Annotated in this window: 22 protein-coding genes, 1 tRNA gene and 2 pseudogenes; 13 read left to right on the top strand and 12 right to left on the bottom strand. The window is 70.8% G+C overall.

Annotated elements, in window-relative coordinates; translation table 11 throughout:
* Positions 1-298 precede the first annotated feature (298 nt).
* Together J4H92_RS02200 and cmtR are read right to left on the bottom strand one after the other, a co-directional pair.
* The gene (locus J4H92_RS02200; protein WP_208095484.1) at positions 299-2,206 is read right to left on the bottom strand and encodes a heavy metal translocating P-type ATPase; all 1,908 of its coding nucleotides are present in this window, start codon (positions 2,204-2,206) and stop codon (positions 299-301) included.
* 53 nt (positions 2,207-2,259) lie between these two features.
* The gene (gene cmtR, locus J4H92_RS02195; RefSeq protein ID WP_208095439.1) at positions 2,260-2,634 is read right to left on the bottom strand and encodes a Cd(II)/Pb(II)-sensing metalloregulatory transcriptional regulator CmtR; all 375 of its coding nucleotides are present in this window, start codon (positions 2,632-2,634) and stop codon (positions 2,260-2,262) included.
* A gap of 87 nt (positions 2,635-2,721) precedes the next feature.
* Here cmtR and J4H92_RS02190 point away from each other — a divergent pair, with 87 nt between their 5' ends.
* From J4H92_RS02190 to J4H92_RS02155, 8 genes and pseudogenes are all read left to right on the top strand, one after another.
* The gene (locus J4H92_RS02190) at positions 2,722-3,042 is read left to right on the top strand and encodes a thioredoxin family protein (RefSeq protein ID WP_208095437.1); all 321 of its coding nucleotides are present in this window, start codon (positions 2,722-2,724) and stop codon (positions 3,040-3,042) included.
* A gap of 45 nt (positions 3,043-3,087) precedes the next feature.
* Positions 3,088-3,792 carry a DsbA family protein gene (locus J4H92_RS02185; protein ID WP_208095436.1) on the top strand — a complete coding sequence of 235 codons (705 nt, stop codon included), beginning with the start codon at positions 3,088-3,090 and terminating at the stop codon, positions 3,790-3,792.
* A 217-nt stretch (positions 3,793-4,009) separates the two neighbouring features.
* A complete protein-coding gene (locus J4H92_RS02180; RefSeq protein ID WP_341782971.1) occupies positions 4,010-4,489 on the top strand; it encodes a hypothetical protein in 480 nt (159 codons plus the stop codon).
* On the top strand, positions 4,486-6,276 hold the full coding sequence (locus tag J4H92_RS02175; protein WP_208095433.1) for a type IV secretory system conjugative DNA transfer family protein: 1,791 nt from the start codon (positions 4,486-4,488) through the stop codon (positions 6,274-6,276). Before J4H92_RS02180 ends, J4H92_RS02175 begins: the two co-directional genes overlap by 4 nt.
* A gap of 77 nt (positions 6,277-6,353) precedes the next feature.
* A complete protein-coding gene (locus tag J4H92_RS02170; RefSeq protein WP_208095431.1) occupies positions 6,354-6,815 on the top strand; it encodes a single-stranded DNA-binding protein in 462 nt (153 codons plus the stop codon).
* 16 nt (positions 6,816-6,831) lie between these two features.
* On the top strand, positions 6,832-7,455 hold the full coding sequence (locus tag J4H92_RS02165; RefSeq protein ID WP_208095429.1) for a hypothetical protein: 624 nt from the start codon (positions 6,832-6,834) through the stop codon (positions 7,453-7,455).
* Positions 7,455-7,706: a hypothetical protein gene (locus J4H92_RS02160; RefSeq protein WP_208095427.1), complete on the top strand. Its 252-nt coding sequence runs from the start codon at positions 7,455-7,457 to the stop codon at positions 7,704-7,706. The genes J4H92_RS02165 and J4H92_RS02160 overlap by 1 nt, the downstream gene beginning before the upstream one ends.
* 200 nt (positions 7,707-7,906) lie before the next feature.
* Positions 7,907-8,956: pseudogene (locus tag J4H92_RS02155) on the top strand (recombinase family protein); the annotation flags it as partial.
* Here the strand turns inward: J4H92_RS02155 and J4H92_RS15230 are convergent.
* The 5 genes from J4H92_RS15230 to J4H92_RS02135 all read right to left on the bottom strand — a co-directional run bounded on the left by J4H92_RS15230 (position 8,870) and on the right by J4H92_RS02135 (position 12,365).
* Complete coding sequence (locus J4H92_RS15230; protein WP_243751881.1) at positions 8,870-9,298, bottom strand: hypothetical protein; 429 nt, start codon at positions 9,296-9,298, stop codon at positions 8,870-8,872. The pseudogene J4H92_RS02155 and the gene J4H92_RS15230 sit on opposite strands and share 87 nt — an antisense overlap.
* Before the next feature lie 268 nt (positions 9,299-9,566).
* A tRNA-Ala gene (locus tag J4H92_RS02150) sits at positions 9,567-9,639 on the bottom strand.
* 61 nt (positions 9,640-9,700) lie between these two features.
* Positions 9,701-10,702: a hypothetical protein gene (locus J4H92_RS02145; RefSeq protein WP_208095425.1), complete on the bottom strand. Its 1,002-nt coding sequence runs from the start codon at positions 10,700-10,702 to the stop codon at positions 9,701-9,703.
* A 115-nt stretch (positions 10,703-10,817) separates the two neighbouring features.
* On the bottom strand, positions 10,818-11,441 hold the full coding sequence (locus tag J4H92_RS02140) for a GNAT family N-acetyltransferase (protein WP_424960856.1): 624 nt from the start codon (positions 11,439-11,441) through the stop codon (positions 10,818-10,820).
* On the bottom strand, positions 11,442-12,365 hold the full coding sequence (locus tag J4H92_RS02135; protein ID WP_208095423.1) for a UTP--glucose-1-phosphate uridylyltransferase: 924 nt from the start codon (positions 12,363-12,365) through the stop codon (positions 11,442-11,444).
* 82 nt (positions 12,366-12,447) lie between these two features.
* Here J4H92_RS02135 and J4H92_RS02130 point away from each other — a divergent pair, with 82 nt between their 5' ends.
* The 3 genes from J4H92_RS02130 (at position 12,448) to J4H92_RS02120 (ending at position 14,281) form a co-directional block, all read left to right on the top strand.
* Entirely contained in the window at positions 12,448-13,044 is a 597-nt protein-coding gene (locus J4H92_RS02130; RefSeq protein WP_208095421.1) for a 5-formyltetrahydrofolate cyclo-ligase, read from the top strand.
* Positions 13,045-13,050: 6 nt separating this feature from the next.
* Complete coding sequence (locus tag J4H92_RS02125; protein ID WP_208095419.1) at positions 13,051-13,311, top strand: FmdB family zinc ribbon protein; 261 nt, start codon at positions 13,051-13,053, stop codon at positions 13,309-13,311.
* A 97-nt stretch (positions 13,312-13,408) separates the two neighbouring features.
* Positions 13,409-14,281: an NlpC/P60 family protein gene (locus J4H92_RS02120; RefSeq protein WP_208095417.1), complete on the top strand. Its 873-nt coding sequence runs from the start codon at positions 13,409-13,411 to the stop codon at positions 14,279-14,281.
* Here J4H92_RS02120 and J4H92_RS02115 read toward each other — a convergent pair.
* Positions 14,268-15,281: an arginase family protein gene (locus tag J4H92_RS02115; protein WP_424960855.1), complete on the bottom strand. Its 1,014-nt coding sequence runs from the start codon at positions 15,279-15,281 to the stop codon at positions 14,268-14,270. The genes J4H92_RS02120 and J4H92_RS02115 overlap by 14 nt on opposite strands.
* Positions 15,282-15,469: 188 nt before the next feature.
* On the opposite strand from J4H92_RS02115, the gene hutH reads away from it, so the two are divergent.
* On the top strand, positions 15,470-17,041 hold the full coding sequence (gene hutH, locus J4H92_RS02110; protein WP_208095415.1) for a histidine ammonia-lyase: 1,572 nt from the start codon (positions 15,470-15,472) through the stop codon (positions 17,039-17,041).
* Between the two features lie 109 nt (positions 17,042-17,150).
* The gene (locus J4H92_RS02105; protein WP_208095413.1) at positions 17,151-17,990 is read left to right on the top strand and encodes an IclR family transcriptional regulator; all 840 of its coding nucleotides are present in this window, start codon (positions 17,151-17,153) and stop codon (positions 17,988-17,990) included.
* Positions 17,991-17,999: 9 nt separating this feature from the next.
* Here J4H92_RS02105 and J4H92_RS02100 read toward each other — a convergent pair whose 3' ends face one another.
* From J4H92_RS02100 to J4H92_RS02085, 4 genes and pseudogenes are all read right to left on the bottom strand, one after another.
* Positions 18,000-19,622, bottom strand: a complete 1,623-nt coding sequence (locus J4H92_RS02100; RefSeq protein WP_208095411.1) for a family 2A encapsulin nanocompartment cargo protein cysteine desulfurase — start codon at positions 19,620-19,622, stop codon at positions 18,000-18,002.
* Positions 19,609-20,322: pseudogene (locus J4H92_RS02095) on the bottom strand (family 2A encapsulin nanocompartment shell protein); the annotation flags it as partial. The gene J4H92_RS02100 and the pseudogene J4H92_RS02095, both read right to left, overlap by 14 nt.
* Before the next feature lie 358 nt (positions 20,323-20,680).
* Positions 20,681-21,916, bottom strand: coding sequence for a thioester domain-containing protein (locus J4H92_RS02090; RefSeq protein ID WP_208095409.1), 1,236 nt, complete (start codon positions 21,914-21,916; stop codon positions 20,681-20,683).
* Between the two features lie 109 nt (positions 21,917-22,025).
* Entirely contained in the window at positions 22,026-23,279 is a 1,254-nt protein-coding gene (locus J4H92_RS02085) for an amidohydrolase family protein (protein WP_208095407.1), read from the bottom strand.
* Positions 23,280-23,300: the final 21 nt, after the last annotated feature.

Here is a 23,300-nt window from a genome sequence, read left to right as displayed (position 1 = left end):
CCGCAGAACCCTCAGGAATCATGATTATCCATCAGGATTCCTGAACGTGGTCGAGGCCAGCTTGGAGGCTGGGGAGACGCACCTAAGCGGCATGAAGATCAGTCTGGAAGATGCGGGTCTAGAGACGAAAGTTTAAAAGTTCGCCGAAATATTGAAGGTTTTCGCCGGAACTTGAGTATCCGATGCGCTCTCAGGGTATCTCGGGGCTCAGGTTCGCTGAACATGGCGGTCCGATGGCGAGGGAGGGCCGGCGCCCGAGCTGAATGTCTGGCACGGGCGCCCGCGGTTCGCTTCGGAATTATCGGGTGGCGGTCTCGGTGACTGACTGCTGAGCAGTCACCGCGTTGGGGAGCGCGGTGCGGCGGGTGCGGGCGGCGCGGAGGCCGTTGCCGATCACGATGACTTCGGCGACTTCGTGGACGAGGACGACGGCGGCGAGGCCGAGGGTGCCGGTGATCGCGAGCGGGAGCAGCACGATGATGATCAAGAGCGAGAGAACGATGTTCTGGTTGATGATCGTCCGTCCGCGTTTGGCGTGCTGCAGGGCTTGCGGGATGAGTCGCAGGTCGTGGCCGGTGAACGCGACGTCGGCGGACTCGATCGCGGCGTCGGAGCCGGTAGCGCCCATCGCGATCCCGACGGTCGCTCCGGCCAGGGCGGGGGCGTCGTTGATGCCGTCGCCGATCATCGCCGTCGGCCGTTCCGTCGCGAATGCCGCGACGAGGCGGGCTTTGTCCTCGGGGCGGAGCTCGGCGTGCACGTCGCTGATCCCGGCGTCGGCGGCGAGGGCGTGGGCGGTGCGGGTGTTGTCGCCGGTGAGCATCGACACCGCTACCCCTTGCCCGGCCAACGTTCGAATGACGTCGGGGACTTCGGGGCGGAGTTCGTCGCGCACCCCGATCGCGCCGATGAGCGTGTCGTCGCGGGTGACGAGGACGCAGGTCTGTCCCGCGGCCTCCATCGCCTCCACCTGAGTGGTGAGCGGGCCGGGGCTGATCCAGCGGGGGCTGCCGACCGTGACCCGGTGGTCGTTGATGGTGCCGGAGATGCCGTGCCCGGGCTCCTCGGTGACGTCGGTCGCAGCAGGGACGTAGGAGGCGGCGGCGGTGATCGCGGTCGCGAGCGGGTGCGTGGAGTGCTGCTCGATCGCCGCCGCGAGACTGAGCACCTCCGCTTCGCTTACCCCGTCAGTGGTGGCGATGGTGGTGATGGTGGGCTGGTTGCGGGTGAGGGTGCCGGTCTTGTCGACGGCGAGGTGGCGGATCGTGCCGAGGCGTTCGAACGCGGCCCCGCTTTTGATGATGACGCCGAACCGGCTCGCCGCGCCGATCGCGGACACCACCGTGACGGGCACTGCGATCGCCAGCGCGCACGGGCTGGCGGCGACCAAGACGACGAGGGCACGAGTGATCCACATCTCCGGGTCCCCGAGGAGGGAGCCGAGGACGCCGACGAGGATGGCGAGGATGATGACACCGGGCACCAGAGGTTTCGCGATGCGATCGGCGAGCCGGGCACGTGCGCCCTTCTCGGCCTGGGCTTGCTCGACGAGTTCCACGATCGTGGTCAGCGAGTTGTCCGTCCCGCCTGCCGTGGTACGCACGTCGAGGGAACCGGCGGTGTTGATCGCGCCGGCCGCGACGGGGTCGCCGGGGGCGACTTCGACGGGGATCGATTCCCCGGTGATCGCCGAAGTGTCCAGGCTCGACCTTCCCGCCTGGATGATGCCATCGGTCGCGACCCGCTCACCCGGTTTGACGACGAGGACCATCCCGGGCGTGAGGTCGGCCGCCGGGATCTCCACCGTGGTGCTGCCTTGCCGGATGGTCGCGGTGTCGGGGACGAGTTTCAGTAGGGCGCGCAGGCCGGAGCGGGCACGGTCCATCGCCTTGTCTTCGAGAGCTTCAGCGATGGAGTAGAGGAACGCGAGGGCCGCGGCTTCCTCGACGTAGCCGAGGATCACCGCGCCGATCGCGCTGATCGTCATCAGCAGCGCGATCCCGACCTTGCGGCGCACCACGAGACCGCGGACCGCACCCGGCACGAAGGTGGAGGCACCCAGCAGCAGACCCACCCAGAACACGACCAGCGCGGGCATGTCCTGCCCGGACCAGTCCAGGATCAGGCCGGTGAGGAACGCGGCACCGGAGACGATCGGGATCAGGATGCCCGAAGCCCGCCACCACGCACGCGCAGAATCCTCCATCTCCGCGCCCTCGGCGGTGGTGTTCGGGGCGTCGTGGGCGCAGCAGTCGTCGCTCACGACGCGTCCTCCCGGGTGTCGGCGGGGGTGTCGCAGCAGCCGGGCACCGAGCAGGCAGGGTCGATGCACGGCACGTGCTCGTCGACCGCGAGCGTCACGTCCACCAGCGCCGTCAGCGCGGCGGCGAGATGCGGGTCGGCGATCTCGTACCGGGTCTGCCGCCCCTCGGGTTCGGCGACCACGATCCCACACCCGCGCAGACACGCCAGATGGTTCGACACGTTCGTGCGCGTCAGATCGAGTTCCCGGGCGAGCTTCGCCGGATACCTCGGCCCATCCAACAACGCCAGCAGGATACGAGACCGGGTGGGATCGGCCATCGCCCGCCCGAGACGGTTCATCACGTCCACCCGAGAAACAAGAGTCAGCATGCACTGACCATACATCCGACAGTGACTATTCAGCAATGGGTGACCTATCATGGGTTGAGTGGTGAACCGAATTGGGATGGAGCGCGCGTGCGTATTGAAGTGCTGAGCATCGATGATTGTCCGAACTCCCGTATCGCCGCCGAGGAGACCGCAGCTGCGCTGGCGTCGCTGGGGCTCTCGGCGATCCCCGTGATCGAGCGTCGGGTGACGTCCCCCGCGGACGCGGCGAGGACCGCATTCGCCGGTTCGCCGACGGTGCTCATCGACGGCATCGACGTGATTCCGGGGACCACACCGACCGGCAGCCTCGCCTGCCGGATCTATCGCACCGCGGCTGGAACGGCCGGATACCCGAGCCAAGCGCAGATTATCGACGCGGTCCTCGCCCACTCAGACGCGCAGCAGTAGCCCCCCGTCCTCCCATCCATCCGCCGTATTCAAGGAGCCCTCCCGATGACTCTGCCCGCGCCTGTTTCCCCGACTGCGTCCTGGTGGTCACGCCTGAGCACATCGATGAAGGTGATGCTGATCTCGATCGTTGTGGTCGTCGCACTTGTCGCCGTCGCGATCGTCGTGGTGGTCGTGAATCGGCCGGAGCCGGTCGCGTTGCCCGCAGGTACCGGGGCGGCGCCGACGCTGTCGGAGGACGCGCACTATCTGGAGGAGGCAGGCGAGGATGCGCCGACGCTGGTGGAGTTCCTGGACTTCGAGTGCGAGGCGTGCGGGGCGTTCTACCCGTACATGGAAGACATCCGTGAGCAGTACGACGGGCAGATCAACTACGTCGTCCGGTACTTCCCCCTCCAGGGGCACTTCAACTCGATGAACGCGGCCCTCGCGGTCGAGGCCGCCGCCCAGCAGGGCGAGTTCGAGGGCATGTACCGGATGATGTTCGAGACGCAGACCGAGTGGGGCGAGGGGCAGACCTCGGAAGCGGAACGGTTCCGTGGTTACGCCGAAGATCTCGGTCTCGACATGACCGCCTACGACGAAGCCATCGCGGATCCGGCTACGCAGGAACGTATCGAGGAAGACTTCAACGCCGGGCTGGCGCTGGGTGTGTCGGGCACGCCGACCTTCTTCCTCGATGGCGAAGAGCTCGAACTCGCCGCGCCTGAGGATCTGCCCAACGCCTTGGACGCGGCCCTCGGCCAGTAGGATCGGTGGTCGGTGCCCTCAGCTTGGCGAGCGCACCGAAGGTCTGGCGAGAGGTCCTCGTCGCCAGTTCCGGCCGGTCGCGGTTACGGCGTTGCGGCGGTGAGCAGGCTGAACGTTCGTCAGCCACGGTGAAACCCCGGGGCGCGTCCAGAGGTCCCAGGCGCACCTGGGCGGCATGAGACGACACACCACCCCGCCCCTGTCTGAGTCTGTGCCGGTGCAGTTGCGCACCGTGATCCTCGACATCCATCCCGATGGGTCGATGAGCGTGACCATCGACGGTGCCCCGCACCTGCCACCTGAGGGCGCAGATCCGTGGTCGCGGGCGTCGTTCCCGCAGATCATCGACCACGCCAGCGACGACCGGGCGGTGCCGGTGCGGGTCGAGGTGCACGAGGCCGATGGCACCAGCTTCACCGAACTCCTGCCGGCCAGGCCGCCCCGCAGGCCCGTCGCCCCCGAGTCGGCGTCGAAGCGGAAGAAGGAGAAGCCGGCCCCTCCGGCGCTGGTCGAGGTCAGTGGCGACGGGTTCGTGCCCGGTGAGGACGTGGCCTGCTGCCTGATCGTCTCCCACACCGACGCCGCCCCGGATGGCACCACTCGCGCCCTGCTCGACCCGGCGCAGGTCACTGGTGCGGGTGAAGTGGTGCTCCTCGGGCGCATCTCCGGCACCGTCGTGACCCGGAGCCTGCGATGAGCGCCGCGCCGCAGGGACGGCAGACCGGCAGCTTCGGCGACGAGCTGACTAACGCGGCCATGGTCGCCCTGATCGGACTGTTCGGCCTCGCCCTCATCCTGCGCGCCGCCGGCAGCGTCGCCGCATTCCTCACCGGCACCGACCAGCCCGAGGCCGGTCCCGCCGCCGGGGTGGGAGTGCTGTTCCGGCCCGGCGACCCCGCCGCCGCGCTCGACGCGACGGGGCTCCACCCGTTCGCCTACTGGGCTGTCGCTGCGGTGATGCTCGCCGCGCTCGTCGCCGGGGGCTGCTGGGCGTGGATACGGCTGCGTCGGCATTCCCGCAAGGTCGCCACCGACCCGCACACCACCGCCGGAATCGCGACCCGCCATGAAGTGGCGAACACGGCCTCACCGTCGGCGCTGCTGAAGCGCGCCGGGAATCTGCGCCCCTCGGTAGAGAAGCCGGTGCCGGCGGACGTGGGGTACCGGATCGGCAGCAGTCGGGGCCGGGAGGTCTGGGCGTCGGTGGAGGACTCGATCCTGCTCATCGGCCCGCCTCGTTCCGGCAAGGGTCTGCACGTGGTGATCCCGGCGATCCTCGACGCCCCCGGCGCGGTCATCGCGACCAGTACCCGCCCCGACAACCTCACCGCCTGCCTGCGGGCGCGCAAACGCGTCGGCCCGGTCGCGGTGTTCGACCCGCAGCGCCTGGCCGAGGGGGTGCCGGCGGGGATGCGCTGGTCACCCATCCGTGGCTGTGCCGACCCTTTGACCGCGATGATCCGCGCCACCGGCCTGGCCTCGGCCACCGGATTGTCCGCGGGCGGGGTCGAGTCCGGCGGGTTCTGGGAAGGCAAAACAAGGACCGCGCTGCAAGCCCTGCTGCACGCCGCGGCCCTCGACCACCGTTCCCCGGAAGAGCTGTTCCGGTGGACGCTCGACCCTGCGGCGGCGGCGGAGGCGGTCGCGATCCTCACCAACAACCCGGGCGCGGCGACCGGGTGGGTGGACTCGCTGGAATCCATGATCGACGCCGACCCCCGCACCAGGGATTCGATCTGGCAGGGCGTCTCGCTCGCCCTCGGCCCCCTGGCCGATCCTCGGGTGCTCGATGCTGTCAGCCCCGGCCCCGGTGAGGACTTCGACCCCGAAACGTTCATCCGCGAGAAGGGCACTCTGTTCCTCCTCGCGACCGGTGCGGGTGCCGGGGCATCGGCGGCGCTGGTGGCGGCGCTGGTCGAAGACCTCGTGGAAACCGCCCGCCGGATCGCCGCACGCTCGCCGGGAGCCCGACTCGACCCGCCGGTGCTGCTCGCGCTCGATGAGATCGCCAACCTCGCGCCCCTGCCGTCGCTTCCGGTGCTGATGGCCGAAGGCGGCGGCACCGGCATCACCTGCCTGCCGGTCCTGCAATCCCTCGCCCAAGCCCGCGACAAGTGGTCGGAGAACCAGGCGAACGCGATCTGGGACGCCTCGATCGTGAAGATCATCCTCGGCGGCGCCTCCAACAGCAAAGACCTCCAAGACCTCTCCACTCTGATCGGCGAGCGGGATGAGTACACCGATGCGATCACGCTCGGCGACCACGGCACCAGGAGCAATCAACGCTCCGTGCGGCGGGTGGCGATCTTCCCGCCCGACCGGCTGCGGACCCTCCCGTTCGGCACTGCTGTCACCCTGCTGCGCGCCGCCCCGCCCATCGTCACCGACCTCCAGGCCTGGCCCGCCCGTGCCGACGCCGCCCAGTTGAAGGCGGACCGTGGCGAGATCGAGAACCTGCTGCACTGCCCCGCTGGTTCTCGGTAGCCCAGGGCGGCTGGGGTGCACCTGCCTGCCACAGCGGCCACCATCACAAAGGTGCTGCCTGAGCACAGGAGTCAGCCATGTCCATGCATACCCAGACCTCGGCCTCGGGGTTCATCGCCTCCGATCCGCAACTGAGCCAGACCGCCAAAGGTGACTCCCGGTTCTATGCCCGGTTCGGGCAGGAGCACTACCGTCGCGAGGCCGATGGGTCGTTCACGCAGTTGGAGACGACGTACCACAACATGGTGATGTTCGGCCGGTCGGCACAGCGCGCGCACGAGCGGTTCGCCAAGGGTGACAAGTTCATTGCTGAGGGCTACACCCGCACACCGGAGTACGAGCGCGACGGAGCAATGGTCGCCGGTGAAGAGGAGTTCATCGCCAAGCGGATCGGACACGACACCGCACGCACCCGCTACGAGGTCGACCGCACCCCGCGCCGCACCGCGGCCGAGCGTCCGGCCGCTGAGCGTCAAGCGCCCGGGTTAGAGCCGGCCGAACGTCAGCAGGCCCGTTCCGCGCCGGCGATGGGCATGTGAGGTAGGGGGCATCACCATGACTGATCAGACTCCCGCCGCACCCGGTCCCGACGAGGCCCAGCCCGATGACTTTCCCGATGACTTTCCCGACGACATCGACCTGGACGAAGACGACTACGACACCGAGAACGAGGATGAGCAGGATGTCGGCCCTCCGCATCCGGTGAACTGGTACCTGCTGCGCGCCGATGCGCTCGAAGAGGAGTGGTACGAACTCAACCGGTGGGTCGAGACGCTGCGCCGCACCTATGGGCTGCCCGCATCGGTGATCCCGCCGTTCTGGCACCGTCACGACGAACTGGTCTGGGAACTCTCCAGCCTGCATGTGCACTGGCTGTGCGCCTACCACCCCGAACAAGACGGGTCCGCCCCGTTCGGGTGGCACCGCGACTTCGCCGACGCCCGCCAGCGGCTGCGCGAATGGGTCGCCGCCTCCGGCACCCGTCTGGATCGCGACCGGCCCACCCGGCAGACCACCTGGCCCGGCGAAGACCCCGCCGACCCGGTCGAGGACGTGTTCGTCGCCGACCGCGACCGCGACTTCGTGGACTACGTCGCCGCACAGGTCGCCGAGCGCCGTGCCGCCGAGGACGCGTTCTTCGCCGGCGCCGACCCTGCCACCGGGGAGGTGCTCGGCTGATGGGCGCCTATGTGAAGAAGACCAACCGGCGCCGTTACGAGGACCGATCGTTCTCGGTGCGTCCCGTTCACCGCGATGCCCCGGACCTGCACAAGCTCTGCGAAGTGCTGATCCGCCTGACCATGCAGGAAACCGGACAGTCCCGCATCGCCCGGCGCGCCGCCGAACCGCCGGACACCTACCGCGCCGCCGCCGTGGCCGCACCCGGCGCCGACGGCCATCGCCCGGCCAGCGGCGAAACGGTAGAATGAGTCTGGCAAGCCTCGCGTGCAGCGTGGCGTGCTGTGGTCCCAAACCCCCACCCCGGATCGGGCGGGGCAAGCATTACGTGGTCGACCTGTCGGCCTAGTCCTAGAACCCCCGCAGCGGGGTTCCTCTCACGATCAGCACCCGCCGGACGGCCCCAATCCGTCTGTGCGCGAGGTCCGATCTATCGTGAGAGAAGGACCCCATGAACGCCACATCTCCGCGCACCGACCCGGTGCGCAGCCTCGTTGACCCACCCGCCGGCGGCGCCCTGGCCGTGTCCTACCTGCGCGTGTCCACCCGCGAACAGGCCGAACGCGGAGGAACCGACGAGGGGTTCTCCATCCCCGCGCAGCGGGAGGCGAACAATCGCAAGGCCGAACAGCTCGGAGCGGTCATCGTCGAGGAGTTCATCGACGCCGGAGCGTCCGCGAAGTCCGCCGACCGGCCCGACCTGATGCGGATGATCCAGTACGTAAAAGCCAACAAGGTCGCCTACTGCATCGTCCACAAGGTCGACCGGCTCGCCCGCAACCGCAGCGATGACGTCGCGATCCACCTGGCCCTCCAGCAGGCCGGGGTCATGCTCGTCTCGGCCACCGAGAACATCGATCAGACGCCCTCGGGGATGCTGCTGCACGGCATCATGTCCTCCATCGCGGAGTTCTACTCCCGCAACCTCGCCACCGAGGTCACCAAAGGCATGACCCAGAAAGCCATCGGCGGCGGCACCGTCGGCAAGGCCCCGATCGGGTACCTCAACATCCGCACCACCGACGAGCTCGGTCGCGAAGCGCGCACCGTCGAACTCGACCCTGAACGTGCCCCGATGATCCAGTGGGCGTTCAAGGCCTACGCCTCCGGCAACTGGACCGTCAGCCAGCTCCACGACGAGCTCACCTCCCGCGGGCTGACCAGCGTGCCCACCCCGAAACGGCCCGGCAAGCCGCTCGCGGTGTCCTCGGTGCACCGGATGCTGATCAACCCCTACTACAAGGGCGACGTGATCTACCGCGGCACCCGCTACGCCGGCAGCCACGAACCACTCGTACCGCCCGAGGTCTGGTACCAGGTGCAGTCGGTGCTGACCGCGCACAAGTCCGCCGCCGAAGCCACCCAGCTCCACGACCACTACCTGAAAGGCACCGTGTTCTGCGGTGCCTGCGGGTCACGGCTGATGGTCTCGAACGCGAAGAACCGTCACGGCAACGTCTACCCCTACTTCGTCTGCTCGGGCCGGCACTCCAAGCGCACCGACTGCACCCGCGGCGCGATCCTCATCGAGGACGTCGAGCACATGATCGAGCGGTACTACCAGCGCGTGCAGATCACGCCCGCGCACCGCGAAGCACTCGCCGGGATGCTGCACCACGAGTTCGACCGGCTCATGGCCGACGAGACCGACGAACTGGGCCAGCTCACCACCAACCGCGACCGGCTCCAAGGCGAGCAAGAACGACTCCTCCAAGCCCACTACGCCGACGCGATCCCGCTCTCCCTCCTCAAACGCGAACAGGACCGCATCCTCGGAGAGCTCGACCAGGTGACCCGCCGCATCGACGCCCACCACGGCGAGTACGCCGACGCCCGCGCCCACCTCGAAGACGCCCTCAACCTGCTGGCCAACTGCGCCGACATCTACGCCCGCTGCGACGACACCAACCGCCGCCTGTGCAACCAGGCCTTCTTCACCAAGGTCTACGTCGAGGAAGACGACGAGCTCCGAGTCGAGTACCAGCGCCCCTACGAGATGCTGCTCGACCCCGAGATCAACGGCAACGCCCTCAACTGGGCACAGGACAGCAAGAAGGCTCGAACCCTTGCCAACGATTCGTTGGGCAAGGGTTCGAGCCTTGTGCCTTGGGTGGATCTGGGGGGAATCGAACCCCCGACCTTCTCATTGCGAACGAGACGCGCTACCAACTGCGCCACAGACCCTGACAACCCGGTCAGTTTACCAGTGCGAGCGACTCACCGCGAATTCAGCCCCGAGCCGGGGTCAACCGGCCCTGCGACGGCTGCGCAGCACCGCGTCGAGATCGAGACTTCCCTCCGCGGTATCCCCCACCACGCCCATCTGCCGCAGACGCTCGCGGTCGGCCCCGCCCCGCGTCGCCGACGGAGCGCGCGGCGCGGCGCGGCGCGGCGCGGCGGGCGTCTCATCCGCGACCGGGGCGGGGGCGTCCGAGGCGGATGCCGCACCCGGACTCCCACCGTCCGCGGCGAGCAGCATGGACTGCGGCTGGTTCTGCCTGGCCGGTTCCGGGCGCCCGGCGCGGGCCTTGGCGAGGGCCCGCGCTCGCTCGATGCGCGCGGACGCGACCGCCTGTGCGGCGGCATGCGCCTCCGAGGAGCAATCCTCGCGCTCGGGGCCGGGATCGGGATCGGCGGCGGGCTCGGAGACGGCGGACGCCGGACCGGCCTCGACGACGCGCTCGGCCGGGATCTCGAGGATCCTCGCCCGGCCCGGCGCCATGAGCACCAGCGCGCCCGTCGCGGCGAGCAGAGCCGCTGCGGCGACCGCGAGCACGGCGGCCCCCTGGCCCGCGATCGCGAAGCCCGACCCCACGAGCACGCCTCCGAGCGCCACCGCCGCGACGAGCGCGGCGCACGCGCGCAGGCGGCGCACCACGGGCCGGTGCAGGCGGGCCGCACGGCGCATCGCGGCTTGCCGTCGCTTCATCTGCTGGGCGCGCATCTCGGCCCGCACTTGAGCGGCCCGGGCCTCGGCGAGCTCGGCCCGACGCTCCGCCTCCTGCTTGCGGCGAGCGCTGCGGAGCAGCTTCTCCTGCGCGAGCGCCTCCCGCGCGGTCGCCTCAACGCGCACCTCCGTCGGCACCTCGGCCGTCTCCGCGAGCACGCGCAGCGTGCGCTGCAGACGCAGCGCGTTCTGCTCCGCCGCTCTGAACTCGCGCCGCCGCGCCCAGGACGGCACCAGCACGGCGGCCCAGAGCAGCGCCGCCACGACGAAGATCACACCGCCACCCAATACGCCCGTCATGGCGTTCACCCTAGAGGCGGTCGCCCCGTTCCGGCGGGTGCCGCGCCGCACCGGGCGCTGAATGCAACGCATCGCGTTGCACGCCCACGTGCCGGGGACGCCCTGCGTTGCCGGTTCAGGCGCTCAGGGAAGAAGCCGGGACACGCCCCAACATGCCGTCGGGCGCCTCCTCGACGGTCACGGCGAAGCTGTCGTGGTCGCACCACCGGCCGTCGATGTGAATGTAGCGGGCGCGGCGACCCTCGAAGCGCAGCCCGAGCTTCTCCACCACTCGCAGCGATGCCCGGTTCTCCGGCCTGATGCAGATCTCCACGCGATGCAGGCGCAGCTCCTGGAAGCAGTAGTCGATCGCCAGGGCGACCGCGACGGGCGTGATTCCGCGGCCCGCGACGTGGGCGGAGATCCAGTAGCCGATCGACGCGGAGCGCAGCGCGCCCCAGGAGATGTCGGACACGGAGAGCTGCCCGACGGGTTCCCCGCCGTGCAGTATGACGAACGAGATGCCGACGCCGTCTCGCTGCTGCCTGCGCAGAGCGCGGATCAGAGGCCTGAGCGGCCCGGAGCCGGGCGCCGCTCCGTTCCCGCCCGGATGACTCGCCTCCCAGGGCTCGAGCCAGCTCCGGTTCTCGACGAGCAGGCGCCGCAGCGTCGCAGCGTCTCCGAGCCGGATCGGCCGGATCCCGGCCGCGCCCGATGATCTCGGTGCCGGATCCCGGATGGGATGGGGCAGCGGGCTCACCTAGGCCTCGCTGGGGCGCAGCCGCTCCGCGAAGTCGAGCACCCACTCGGTCAGCTCCGCTCCGAGCTCCTCGTGATCGACGCCGAGCAGCAGGTTGGCCTTGATCCACTCCGCGCGGTCGCCGGTGTCGTAGCGGCGACCCTTGAAAATGACCCCGTAGACGGGCCGATCCCCACGACCCGCGGCCAGCACGTTCAACGCGTCCGTGAGCTGGTACTCGCCGCCGCGGCCGGGCTCGAGCTCATCGATGATATCGAAGATCTCGGGTCGCAGCACGTAGCGTCCGATCACCGCGAGGTTCGAGGGCGCGTCTTTCGCGTCCGGCTTCTCGACGAGGGCCGTGATCCTCACGACGTCGTCCTCCTCCGTCGACTCGACCGCGGCGCAGCCGTAGAGGTGGATCTGCTCCGGCGGCACCTCCATCAGCGCGACCACGGTCGCCTGCCTGGCGTCGTGGACGTCCACCATGCGCGCGAGCAGCGGATCCCGGGCGTCGATCAGGTCGTCGCCGAGCAGCACCGCGAAGGAGTCGTCCCCCACATGCTGGCGCGCCCGCCCGACGGCGTGACCGAGGCCGAGCGGCTGCCCCTGGCGCAGGAAGTGCACCTCGGCCAGCTCGCTCGCCTCGTGGACCTTGCCCAGCTTGCCGTCGTCGCCCTTGCGCTGCAGCGTGTATTCCAGTTCCGGCACGTTGTCGAAATGGTTGATGAGGTTGTCCTTGTTGCGGCCCGTGATGATGAGCACGTCCCCGAGTCCGGCTCCCGCGGCCTCCTCCACGACGTACTGGATCGCGGGCTTGTCCACGATCGGCAGCATCTCCTTCGGCATCGCCTTGGTGGCGGGCAGGAATCGCGTTCCCAGACCGGCGGCGGGAATCACTGCCTTGGTGACGGTGCTGGTACCGGGGTGGTGCTTCGAACTCATAGGCCAAGCCTAAAGCACATTCCCGCCGACGCACGGATCTCCCCCGGTGCGACGCCGCCCCCGCCCGTTCTAGACTTCCGGTATGCCCGGCACGCAGGATCGGCGGAAGCGCCTCGTCCGCGCAGGCGTGCGCGCCGCGCGGTCCGAGATGACGGCGTCCGAGCGCTCGGCGGCGGGCACGGCGCTGACGGAGCGGCTGGCCGCGCTCGTCTCGCAGCGGGGCGCCCGGAGGATCGCCTGCTACCTCCCCCTTCCGACCGAGCCCGATACGCGCGGCTTCCTGCGCTGGGCCGGGGCGAAGGGGATCGAGGTGCTGCTGCCCTCCGCGCGCCCGGACGGCCTGCTCGACTGGATCGTGGACGGCGACGAGGGCACCGTCGCCGGCGCCTTCGGGATCCCGGAACCCGTCGGAGAGCATCTCAGCCCCCTGGCGGTCGGCGAGGTCGATCTCATGCTCATCCCGGCCTGCGCGGTCGACCTGCGCGGCGTGCGCCTCGGATGGGGGCGCGGCTACTTCGACAGGAGCCTGGCGTCGATGGCTCGCCGTCCGCCGGTCTTCGCGGTGGTCCACGAGAGCGAGCTCGTCGACGAGCTGCCGTTCGAGCCCCACGACGTGCCGGTGGACGGCGCGGTCACGCCGGCGCGAATCGTCGACTTCGCGGGGGCGGGGTTAGGATGATTCCTCGTGCCCACCTACGCCTATCGCTGCGCCGACTGCGCCCACGCCTTCGACATCTATCAGGAGTTCCAGGACGACGCCCTGACCGTCTGTCCGGAGTGCGGCGGGAGACTGCGCAAGGTGTTCGGATCGCTCGGCGTCACCTTCAAGGGCGCCGGTTTCTACCGCACCGATTCTCGCAGCGGCTCGTCCTCCGGAGGGGGTTCTGAGAAGACCTCGGGCTCCGACGGAGGCGGCTCGACACAGGCTTCCAAAACAAGTGAATAATCATACTCGGATTTCACGATCCGATCAATGACTGTTATCGTTCTGTGTCCGTATGTTGAAACAGAACGAATCACAGCTGTCGCACGACCGTGCCGGCATGGCAGAACTCCCCTGGCTCGGAGGGGCTGAGGCCCCCGCCGCGCCCCGTCCGGCGCCGCGTTCGTCCGGCTCGGAGAGCGGAACCCGACGACTCGCACGGCTCGGCGTCTCGAGCCTCGCCGCCCTCGCGCTGATCGGAGGGTTCGCCACGCCGGCGCCCGCGATCGCTTCGGAGCCCCGGTCCGCGAACAGCGCGCAGCAGGAGGCCTCCGGCGCGGATCAGGGAGCGTCCGATGCCGGATCCGAGGATCCGGCGGAGGGATCGGCGTCGCCCGACTCGACCGAGCCCGCGACCGACGCCGCGGAGCAGCAGGCCCTCGCCGAGAAGAAGAAGGCTCTCGAGAAGAGGAAAGCGCTCGCGAAGAAGAAGAAGGCGCTCGCGAAGAAGAAAGCGCTCGCCAAGAAGAAGGCCATCGCGAAGAAGAAAGCGCTCGCCAAGAAGAAGAAGGCGCTCGCGAAGAAGAAGGCCATCGCCAAGAAGAAGGCCATCGCCAAGAAGAAGCTCGCGAAGAAGAAGGCCAGGATCAAGGCCTCGAAGCGGAAGGCGCGCAAGGTCGTCCGTGCCGCGAAGGCGCAGATCGGCGTCTATCAGGACTGCACCGCGCTCGTCGAGCGCTCCCTGCGGGCGGCGGGGATCCGGCCCGGCGACCTGGGCACCCAGGTCGGCGAGTACACGAAGCTGGGCGCGCGGAAAGTCTGGGGCAACAAGTACCGCGCCGGCGACGTGCTGATCTGGCCGGGGCGGCACGTCGCGGTGTACGCCGGAGACGGCAAGGCGGTCCACGGCGGCTGGGCCGGCAGGACCGTCCTCAACAAGGCCGTGACCGGCGACGGGCGCCCGATCGCGGTCAGGTTCTTCAAGCGCAGCTAGTGCCCCCGAACGACCCCGTCCGCATCGCGACGCCGGCGAGCGCCTCGAGCACGCAGAGCGCGGCGAGCCGCACCGTTCTGCCGTCCGGGCTGTCGGCGCTCGCATCGATCTCGGCGAGGTCCAGGCCGCGGACGCGCGGATCCGCCGCCAGCAGCCGCGCGGCACGGCGCAGTTCGTGCGCCTGGATGCCGCCCGGGATCGAGGCCGGGCAGCCCGGCGCGACGGACCGGTCGCAGACGTCCACGTCGAGATCGACGTGGATCGGCCCGCCCCCTGCTCCGGCGACGGCGAGCGCCTCGGCCACCACCTCGGCCATCCTGCGCTCGTGCAGCTCGTCCCGGTGGACGACGGTGATACCCCAGTCCCGGGCGCGCTCGCGGTAGGCGCGGGAGTTCGCGAAGTCGGCGATCCCGATCTGGACGATGCGCCGGGGATCGAGACCGGCCTCGATCAGCCGCCGTACCGGGGAGCCGTTGCTCCGCCCGTCGCGCAGGTCGTGGTGCGCGTCGAGGGTGATCAGACCGGCGGAGGCGAGCCCCCCGTGCGCCTGCGCCACCCCCAACGCCGCCGGCACCGTGCAGGCGTTGTCTCCGCCGAGCGCGATCACGAGCCCGGCGCGCTCGGCGAGGGCCGCGATCGCCGCTGCCGCCGCTCGCTCTCCGTCGTCGCTGTCGGGATCGCGCAGGTCGCCCGCGTCCGCGACGGCGAGCGCCTCGTCCAGCACCGCATCCGTCTCGGCTCCGCGACCGCCCGGCGACGCCGGTTGCACGGCGTGGCCCGAATACCGTCTGAGCGCCGCTCGGATGGCCTGCGGAGTCTCGTGCGCGTTGGTGGGCGAGAGCGAGGTGCGGCTCGTCGGCACGCCGATCAGCGCCGCATCGAGCGGCCCCGCGTCCGCGGGAAGCGGCCAGGCGCCCGCGCGCGGCCAGAGCGGATCGTCTGTCAGCGCCGGCTCGGGCGCGCGCTCAGGCTCAGGCTCCTCAGCATGCACGTTCTTCACGAGCTCGCCCCTTCCTCTGCAATGGGTCAGTTATGGTCGTTCTGAACGCTGAGAACAGCATCTACTGACCCATTGTGGCGAGCAGACAGAGATCCACGAGCGCCCCGACCCCTCAATGGTCCGGGATACCGGACACTCCTGGCGGACCCGACGGTGACATCTCCCCCGCCCTGCGCTGAGATCGAGGCATGAGCACCGCTGACCGCACCGTCCTCCTCGGCGACGCGCCCCTGACCATCGCCGACGTCGTCGCCGTCGCGCGCGACGGCGCGCGCGTCGCACTCGGACCCGACGCGCTCGTGCGCCTCGCGCACAGCCGCCGCATGATCGAGGAGCTGGCGGGCGACGCCCGCCCCCACTACGGCGTCTCGACCGGGTTCGGCGCGCTCGCCAAGGTGCAGATCCCGTCGGAGAAGCGGCTGCAGCTGCAGCGCAGCCTGATCCGCTCGCACGCGGCGGGCTCGGGCCCCGAGGTGGAGCGGGAGGTCGTCCGCGCGCTCATGCTGCTGCGCCTGAACACCCTCGCGAGCGGTCGCACCGGCGTCCGTCCCGTGGTCGCCGAGACCTACGCCGCGGTGCTGAACGCGGGCATCACCCCCGTGGTGCACGAGTTCGGCTCCCTGGGCTGCTCGGGGGACCTCAGCCCCCTCGCGCACTGCGCGCTCGCACTGCTCGGCGAGGGCGGCGTCCGCGTCGCCTCGGATCCGCACGGGGCGCCGGTCGGCGCGGCGGATGCGCTGGCGGCGGCCGGCATCGAGCCGCTCGTGCTGGCCGAGAAGGAGGGGCTCGCGCTCATCAACGGCACCGACGGGATGCTCGGCATGCTCTGCCTGGCCCTGCACGACCTGTCGGCCCTTCTCACGGCCGCGGATCTCGCCGCCGCCGCGAGCGTGGAGGCGCTGACGGGCACCGACGCGGTCTTCGCGCCCGAGCTCCAAGCGCTGCGCCCGCACGAGGGGCAGTCCGCGTCCGCCGCGAACATCGCGCGGATCCTCGAGGATTCCGGTCTCATCACGCGCCCGCGGGAGGACGAGTTCACACGCGTGCAGGACGCGTACTCCCTGCGCTGCGCCCCGCAGGTGCACGGCGCCGCGCGCGACACGGCCGACCACGCGGAGCGCGTGGCGCGCATCGAACTGCGCTCGGCGATCGACAACCCGGTCGTGCTGCCCGACGGACGGGTCGAATCGAACGGCAACTTCCACGGCGCCCCGGTCGCCTACGTCCTCGACTTCCTCGCGATCGCGGTCGCCGACCTCGCCAGCATCTCGGAGCGCCGCGTCGACCGCTTCCTCGACGTCGCGCGCAACCACGGCCTGCCGCCGTTCCTCGCGGCCGACCCCGGTCTCGACTCCGGCCTGATGATCGCGCAGTACACGGCCGCGGGCATCGTCTCCGAGCTGAAGCGTCTCGCCGCGCCCGCCTCGGTCGATTCGATCCCCTCCTCGGCGATGCAGGAGGATCACGTCTCGATGGGCTGGCACGCCGGCCGGAAGCTGCGCCGCGCCCTCGACGGCCTCGGCAGGGTCATCGCGATCGAGCTGCTGGCCTCCACCCGTGCCCTCGACTTCCGCGCGGCGGCCGGGGCCGGCGACCCGGCGCCCGCCACCGCCGCCGTGCACCGGCTGTTCCGCACGCGGATCGCGCCGCCCGGCACCGACGCCTTCCTCTCCCCAGCGATCGAGGCGGCGCGCGAATTCGTCGTCTCGGGATCGGCGGTCGACGCCGCCGAGGCCGCCCTCGGCCGCCCGCTCGCCTGACCGAGACCGCGGGATCGGATCGCTCCGGGCCGCGATGGGCGCTGTGCGCGGCGATCCGCCGCAATCCCTGCACGGCGGCTTGCGGCGCGGAACACTAGGATTTCGAACCATGACCAGTCCGAAGGTGCCCGCGGCGGATCAGACCCTGCGCATCCTCAGTCTGCTGGCGGCCTCGCGCGGGCCGATGCCGGCGAACATGATCGCCGTGCAGCTCGGGCTGCCCCGCTCGACCGTCTACCACCTGCTCGCCGCGCTGCAGGAGCACGGCTTCGTGATGCACCTGCCCGAGGAGCGCCGCTACGGTCTCGGAATCGCCGCCGCCGAGCTGAGCTTCGCCTACGCACGCCAGGAGCCCCTCTCGAGGATCGGCCGGCCGCTGCTGGCCGCGCTGGTCGATCGGCTGCGCGTGAGCGCGCATCTCGCCGTGCCCCACGGCCGCGACGTGCTCTACGTGATCGAAGAGCGCGCACCCGGAGCGCCGAGCCTGGTAACCGAGGTGAACGTGCGCCTGCCCATGCAGCTGACCGCGAGCGGACGGGCGATCCTCGCCGCGCTCCCGCGGGCTCAGGCGCGGGCGCTGTTCCCCGACCGCGCGGCCTTCGTGCACCGCCACGATCGGGGAGCGGAGAGCGGGACGGCCGGAGCGGAGCCCGTCATCGACCGCTATTCGCGGCTGCGCTCGGTGCTCGACACCGTGACGACGCGAGGCTTCGCCGTCGAGCGGGGCTCGGTCACGCCCGGCTTCTCCTCGGTGGCCGTGCCGGTGCTCGACCACCGCTCCTGGCCGGTCGCCGCCGTCGCGGTGACGTTCGGCGACCGAGATGCGGACGACGAGGATCCGGCGAGCGACGGGGCGCCCGACGAACGGCTCCGAGCGCTCGCGGAGGCGGTGCGCGAAACGGCGGAGACGCTCTCCGCGCGGATCCACGGCAGACCCGCCGCCGTGTGAGCAGGCGCGCTATTCGGGGTGCCGCGCGATCCATTCGACCGCCTCGACGAGACGGTCGGCCTCCTCGAAGGTGTTGGTGAAGGCGAAGGACGGCCGCACCGTCGCCTCCAGACCGAGTCTGCGCAGGATCGGCTGCGCGCAGTGATGCCCGGCGCGCACGGCGATGCCGAACTCGTTCAGGCGCTGACCGACCCGGATCGTGTCATGGCCGTTCAGGACGAACGAGAGCACGCTGGCCTTGTGCTGCGCGGTCCCGACGAGACGCACCCCGGGCACGGCGGCCAGCCTCGGCGTCGCATGCTCCAGCAGCTCGTGCTCGTGCCCGGCGATGCGTTCGATCCCGATCGACTCCACGTAGCGCAGAGCCTCGCCCAGCCCCACCGCATCGGCGATGTTGCCGGTGCCCGCCTCGAACCTGTTCGGCGGGCCGTTGAAGATCGTCCGCTCCAGCGTGACGTCGGCGATCATGTTCCCGCCACCCTGCCACGGCGGCGTCTCCGCCAGCGCCTCCTCCGTGCCGTAGAGCACGCCGATCCCCGTCGGGCCGAAGATCTTGTGCCCCGAGAACACCAGGAAGTCCGCCCCCAGCTGCCGCACGTCGAGCGGCACGTGCGGGACCGACTGCGCAGCGTCGATCAGCACCCGGGCCCCGTGGCGGTGGCCCAGTTCGACGATCTCCCGCACCGGGTTCACCGTGCCGAGGGCGTTCGAGACGTGCGTGGCGGAGACGATCCGGGTGCGCGGTCCGAGCAGCGCCTCGAACGCCGCGAGATCGAGGGTGCCGGTGTCGTCGACGGGCGCCACCCTCAGCACGGCGCCCGTGCGCTTCGCGAGCTGCTGCCACGGCACGATGTTCGCGTGGTGCTCCAGGTGGGTGATGACGATCTCGTCGCCGGCACCGAGGTGAGCGCCGCCCCACGATTGCGCCACGAGGTTGATGGCCTCGGTGGTGCCGCGCAGGAAGACGATCTCCTCCGTCGACCCGGCTCCGATGAAACGGCGCACCGTCTCGCGCGCGTCCTCGTAGGCGCCCGTGGCGCGCGCGGCGAGCTCATGCGCGGCGCGGTGGATGTTCGAGTTCTCGTGCCGGTAGAAATGGGAGATGCGATCGATCACCTGGCGCGGCTTCTGGGTGGTCGCCGCGTTGTCGAGCCAGACGAGCCGGTGCCCGTTCACGCGCTCGCTCAGGATCGGGAAGTCGTCTCGGATCGACGCGACGTCGAACACCTCGCGCCGTTCTCCCGGTACCGGGGGCGCGACCGGCGGCGCGATGCCGGGTCCGGGCACATCGCCGAGCGCGAAGGGATCCGGCTCGGTCGGCTGCCAGCTCGGGTGCCCCGCACCGGCATCCAGCAGCAGCGCCGAGACGTCCGGCACGGGGAGCGCGCCGATGCCGAACGGTTCGCCGGGCCAGGCGGGCGGATCGAACGGCGCCGGACCGGTCCCGGAGACCGTCGCGGGATCTGGCCGCGGCACCGTGTCCGGCGGGCGCGGAACGGCCGCCGTGACGCCGCTGAGCTCGGCGTAGAGCCGGGTCGCGAGTGCGCTCAGGCGAGCGGCGTCGAGCGGAACCTCGGCGCCGGGGTCGAAGCCGCGCGCCCCGCCGGCGGTCTCCGGGCTACTGGTAGTCATGGTACTGATCGACCCGAACGCCCTGGAGCACGGCGAGCGCGTCGTCGGCGAGGACCGCGAGGGACGAGTACAGGGTGACGAGGTAGGACGCGATGGCCTGCTGGTTGATGCCGTTGAAGCGCACGGAGAGTCCGGGCGACTGCTCGCCCACCAGTCCGGGCTGGAAGAGCCCGACGACGCCCTGCCGCTTCTCGCCGGTGCGCACGAGGAGGATCGAGGTCTCGCCGTCCACGACCGGCACCTTGTCGGACGGGATGATCGGGATGCCGCGCCAGCTGATGAACTGCGAGCCGAACAGCGTCACGGTGACCGGCGGCACACCGCGCCGGGTCGCCTCGCGCCCGAACGCCGCGTAGGCGAGCGGGTGCAGGAGGAAGAAGCTGGGGGTCTTCCACACCTTCGTGATGAGGTTGTCGAGGTCGTCGGGGGTCGGTCCCTTGCCGAGCGGGGTGATGGTCTGGTTCGGCGTGGCCTGCGAGAGCAGTCCGTACTCCGGATGGCTGATCAGCTCCGCCTCCTGCCGTTCCTTGACCGACTCGATCGTGAGCCGCAGCTGCTGCGCGATCTGATCGTGGGGGCTCGAGTAGAGATCCGATACCCGGGTGTGCACCTCGAGGATGGTGGAGATCGCGCGCAGCGTGAGCTCGCGCGGGTTGGTCTCGTAGTCGACGAAGCTCTGGGGCACCGGCTCCTCGCCGGGCCTCCCCGACCGCGATGCTGACGCTCTCCGGGTTCAGGACCCGGTTCACCCGGTAGATGCCGGCCTCGACCGGAGCCCACTCGAGCAGGTGGAGCAGCCAGCGCGGGGTGATCGTCTCGAGCTGAGGCGGCGTCTTGGTCGCGTTGGAGAGCTGCCTCGCGGCGAGATCTCCCAGCGCCTGGGATTCGGTCTGGATCTTCGCCATGGTGGCTCCTTCGAGGGTCGGTTCTCGGCGTGGGGATCCCGGGCCGCTCCGTGCCGGGGCTCGCACCTCCACTGTGTCAGCGACGCGACCCGCCGACAAGCGCTGTTGCGCCAGATTGCGCGGGGTGTCGAAGTGTGTCGACGGCCCGCTCCGTCACGCCGCGACGAGCGCGCCGCCCGGGGGGCGGGAAGCCGTCCGCCGTGCCCGACTGGCGGTCACCAGGCCGAGCGTCGTGAGGGGCGCCGAGGACTCGGGGTCCGTGCCGAGCAGCACCGTGCCCGAGTAGTGGAGGCCGTGATCCGCGTCGACCGCCTCCCGGCGGGACCGGTCCTCGGCGTCCGCATACCGCTTCGCACCGGCGACCAGATAGCGGTACAGCTCGACCACGCGGGCGCTGTTCGCATCGCCGCTCTGACCCACCGGCCGGAAGCGCAGTGCCGACAGTTCGAAGGCGCCCGCCCGGGTGCTGCGCGCGACGACCCGGTACTCGGGATAGCCCAGGCTGCGCCCCGCGACGCTGTGCGCGATGGTGGCTCCGGCGCCCAGCCCCTTCACCACGTGGAAGCGACCGTCCCGCATGCGCCCCTGCCGGGCGGGGACGACCGCCGAGGAGGGGATCTCCCTCCAGGTCCCGCCGCCGTCCAGCGAGCACTGGAGCGCGAACGCGAGGGAGTCGTCGGGGCGCTCGGCGAGGTCGAAGGCGTAGGCGTCGATGGCGGGGTGCTCGGTGATCCGGACGTCGAGCAGCGCCGGCGACCCCGGCGACGGCATCGCGCGCCAGCTCCGCCCGGCGAGGGAGAGCGGGTCCGCGGTCAGGCTGCCGTTGCGGCCCCGTGCGGTGAGGCGGACCGGATTGGCCTCGGTCTCCTCGAGCAGTCGCCGGCCATCCGTGAAGTGCCAGATCGCGGCCTGCGTCGCGGCGATCGCCTCGTGCTCGGGGAGGTCGCCGCGGCCGATCTCATGACCCTTCGCCCGCAGCGCGGCGCTGAGCGTCGCGACGTCGACCGTGGGGTACGACCGCGTGAGGATCCAGATGATCTGCCGCTCGACGCCGCGGATGCCGGCGCTCGGCGCGCTGCTCCAGGCGCGCGGCCGGTAGTGCGCCGCGTGCGTGGGGCTGATGCCGTGCGGCTCGAGCGAGTACGCGTCGACGTCGGGGGTGAGCCGGATCAGGTCGACGAGCGCGCTCTCCCCGTCGGCGAACCTCGCCCGACCGACGGTCGGGGAGTAGGTGCCGCCGCGGAGTCTCGTGAGGCGCTCCGGCAGCGCATGGCCGTCGAGCCGGACGCTCGGCGCATGAGAGCGCCCCCGGGGGCGGTGCTTGGCGCGGGTCGTCGAGTGGGACGCCGGGGCACGGGCTGCGTCGTCGTTCGGGGTGCTCGCGGTCATTTCATCACGCTAGGTCGTCCGCCCCGCATGCGCGAGAAGATGGCGAAATGTGACTGCCAGACGCCCGCGCCGGAGCGTTCCGCCGCGCGAGTCCGCGGGCGCGGACCGCTCAGACCACGCGCGCGCCCGCCTTCCAGACGGCCGCCGTGAGCAGCATGCCCGGCCGATAGGCGAGATGGGTCGCGGAGGGCGCCTCGAGCATCTGCAGATCGGCTCGGGCGCCGGGCCTGACCGCCCCGAGTGCGGGCTGCTGCGCGCCCCGCGGATCCGTCCATCCGTCGCGGTCCGTCCCCAGGGCGACGGCACCGCCGAGCGTGGCCGCGCGCACCGCCTCGGCGACGGTGAGCCCCATCTGCAGCACCGCGGTGGCCACGCAGAAGCCCATCGAGCTCGTGTACGAGGTGCCGGGGTTGCAGTTCGATGCGATCGCCACCACCGCTCCGGCGTCGATCAGGCGTCGCGCGGGCGCGAGCGGCATGCGCGTGGAGAGGTCGCAGGCCGGCAGCACCGTGGCGACGGTGCCGCGGGCGCCGGAGCCGCGACCATGGGCGCTGTCGGCGACGGCACCCCGGGGGCCTGCATCCCAGGAGCGGGCGAGCGCCTCGACGTCGGCGTCGTCGAGGAAGCCGAGGTGGTCGACGCTCAGGGCGCCGTGCTCGACGGCGAGCCGCACGCCCGGTCCGTGGCCGAGCTGGTTGCCGTGCACGCGCGTCGCGAGGCCCCGCGCGGCGGCGGCCTCGAGCACGCGCCGCGAGGCCGCCTCGTCGAAGGCCCCGGTCTCGCAGAACACGTCGACCGCGCTCGCGTGCGGGGCGACGGCGTCGAGCATCGGGCCGGTGACGAGTTCGAGATAGGCGTCGGGATCCGTCCCCCCGGGCGTCACATGCGCACCGAGGAATGTGACGGCCTCGACGTGCCTCGCTGCGATCCGTGCCGAGCGCAGTTCGTCCGCGACGGTGAGCCCGTAGCCGGTCTTGGTCTCGATCGCGGTGGTGCCGCCGCGCACCGCCTCGGAGACGAGACGCGCCAGGTTGGCCTCGAGCTGCGCGTCGCTCGCCGCGCGCGTGGCCTCGACCGTCACGTTGATGCCGCCCGCAGCATACGCTTCTCCGGCCATGCGCGCCTCGAACTCGGCGGTCCGGTCTCCCCCGAACACCAGGTGGGTGTGCGAGTCCACCCAGCCGGGGAGGATCGCGCGCCCCGCGGCGTCGAACCGTTCGTCGGCCTCGGGCGCCGCCGAGCCCGAACCCACCCAGGCGATCCGGTCGCCCTCGATCACGACGGCGGCGTCGCGCAGCCGTCCGCCGTTCGCCTCGTCGTTCGTCGTGAGTTCGGCGATGCCGTCGATCAGCAGGCTCTTCATGTTCGTCTCCTCACGAATAGG

This window comes from Leucobacter weissii (assembly GCF_017565745.1).
In the GTDB taxonomy this organism is placed as follows: Bacteria; Actinomycetota; Actinomycetes; order Actinomycetales; family Microbacteriaceae; genus Leucobacter; species Leucobacter weissii.
The sequence above is the reverse complement of the archived record's forward strand: the minus strand, read 5'-3'. Positions and strand labels throughout refer to the sequence as shown.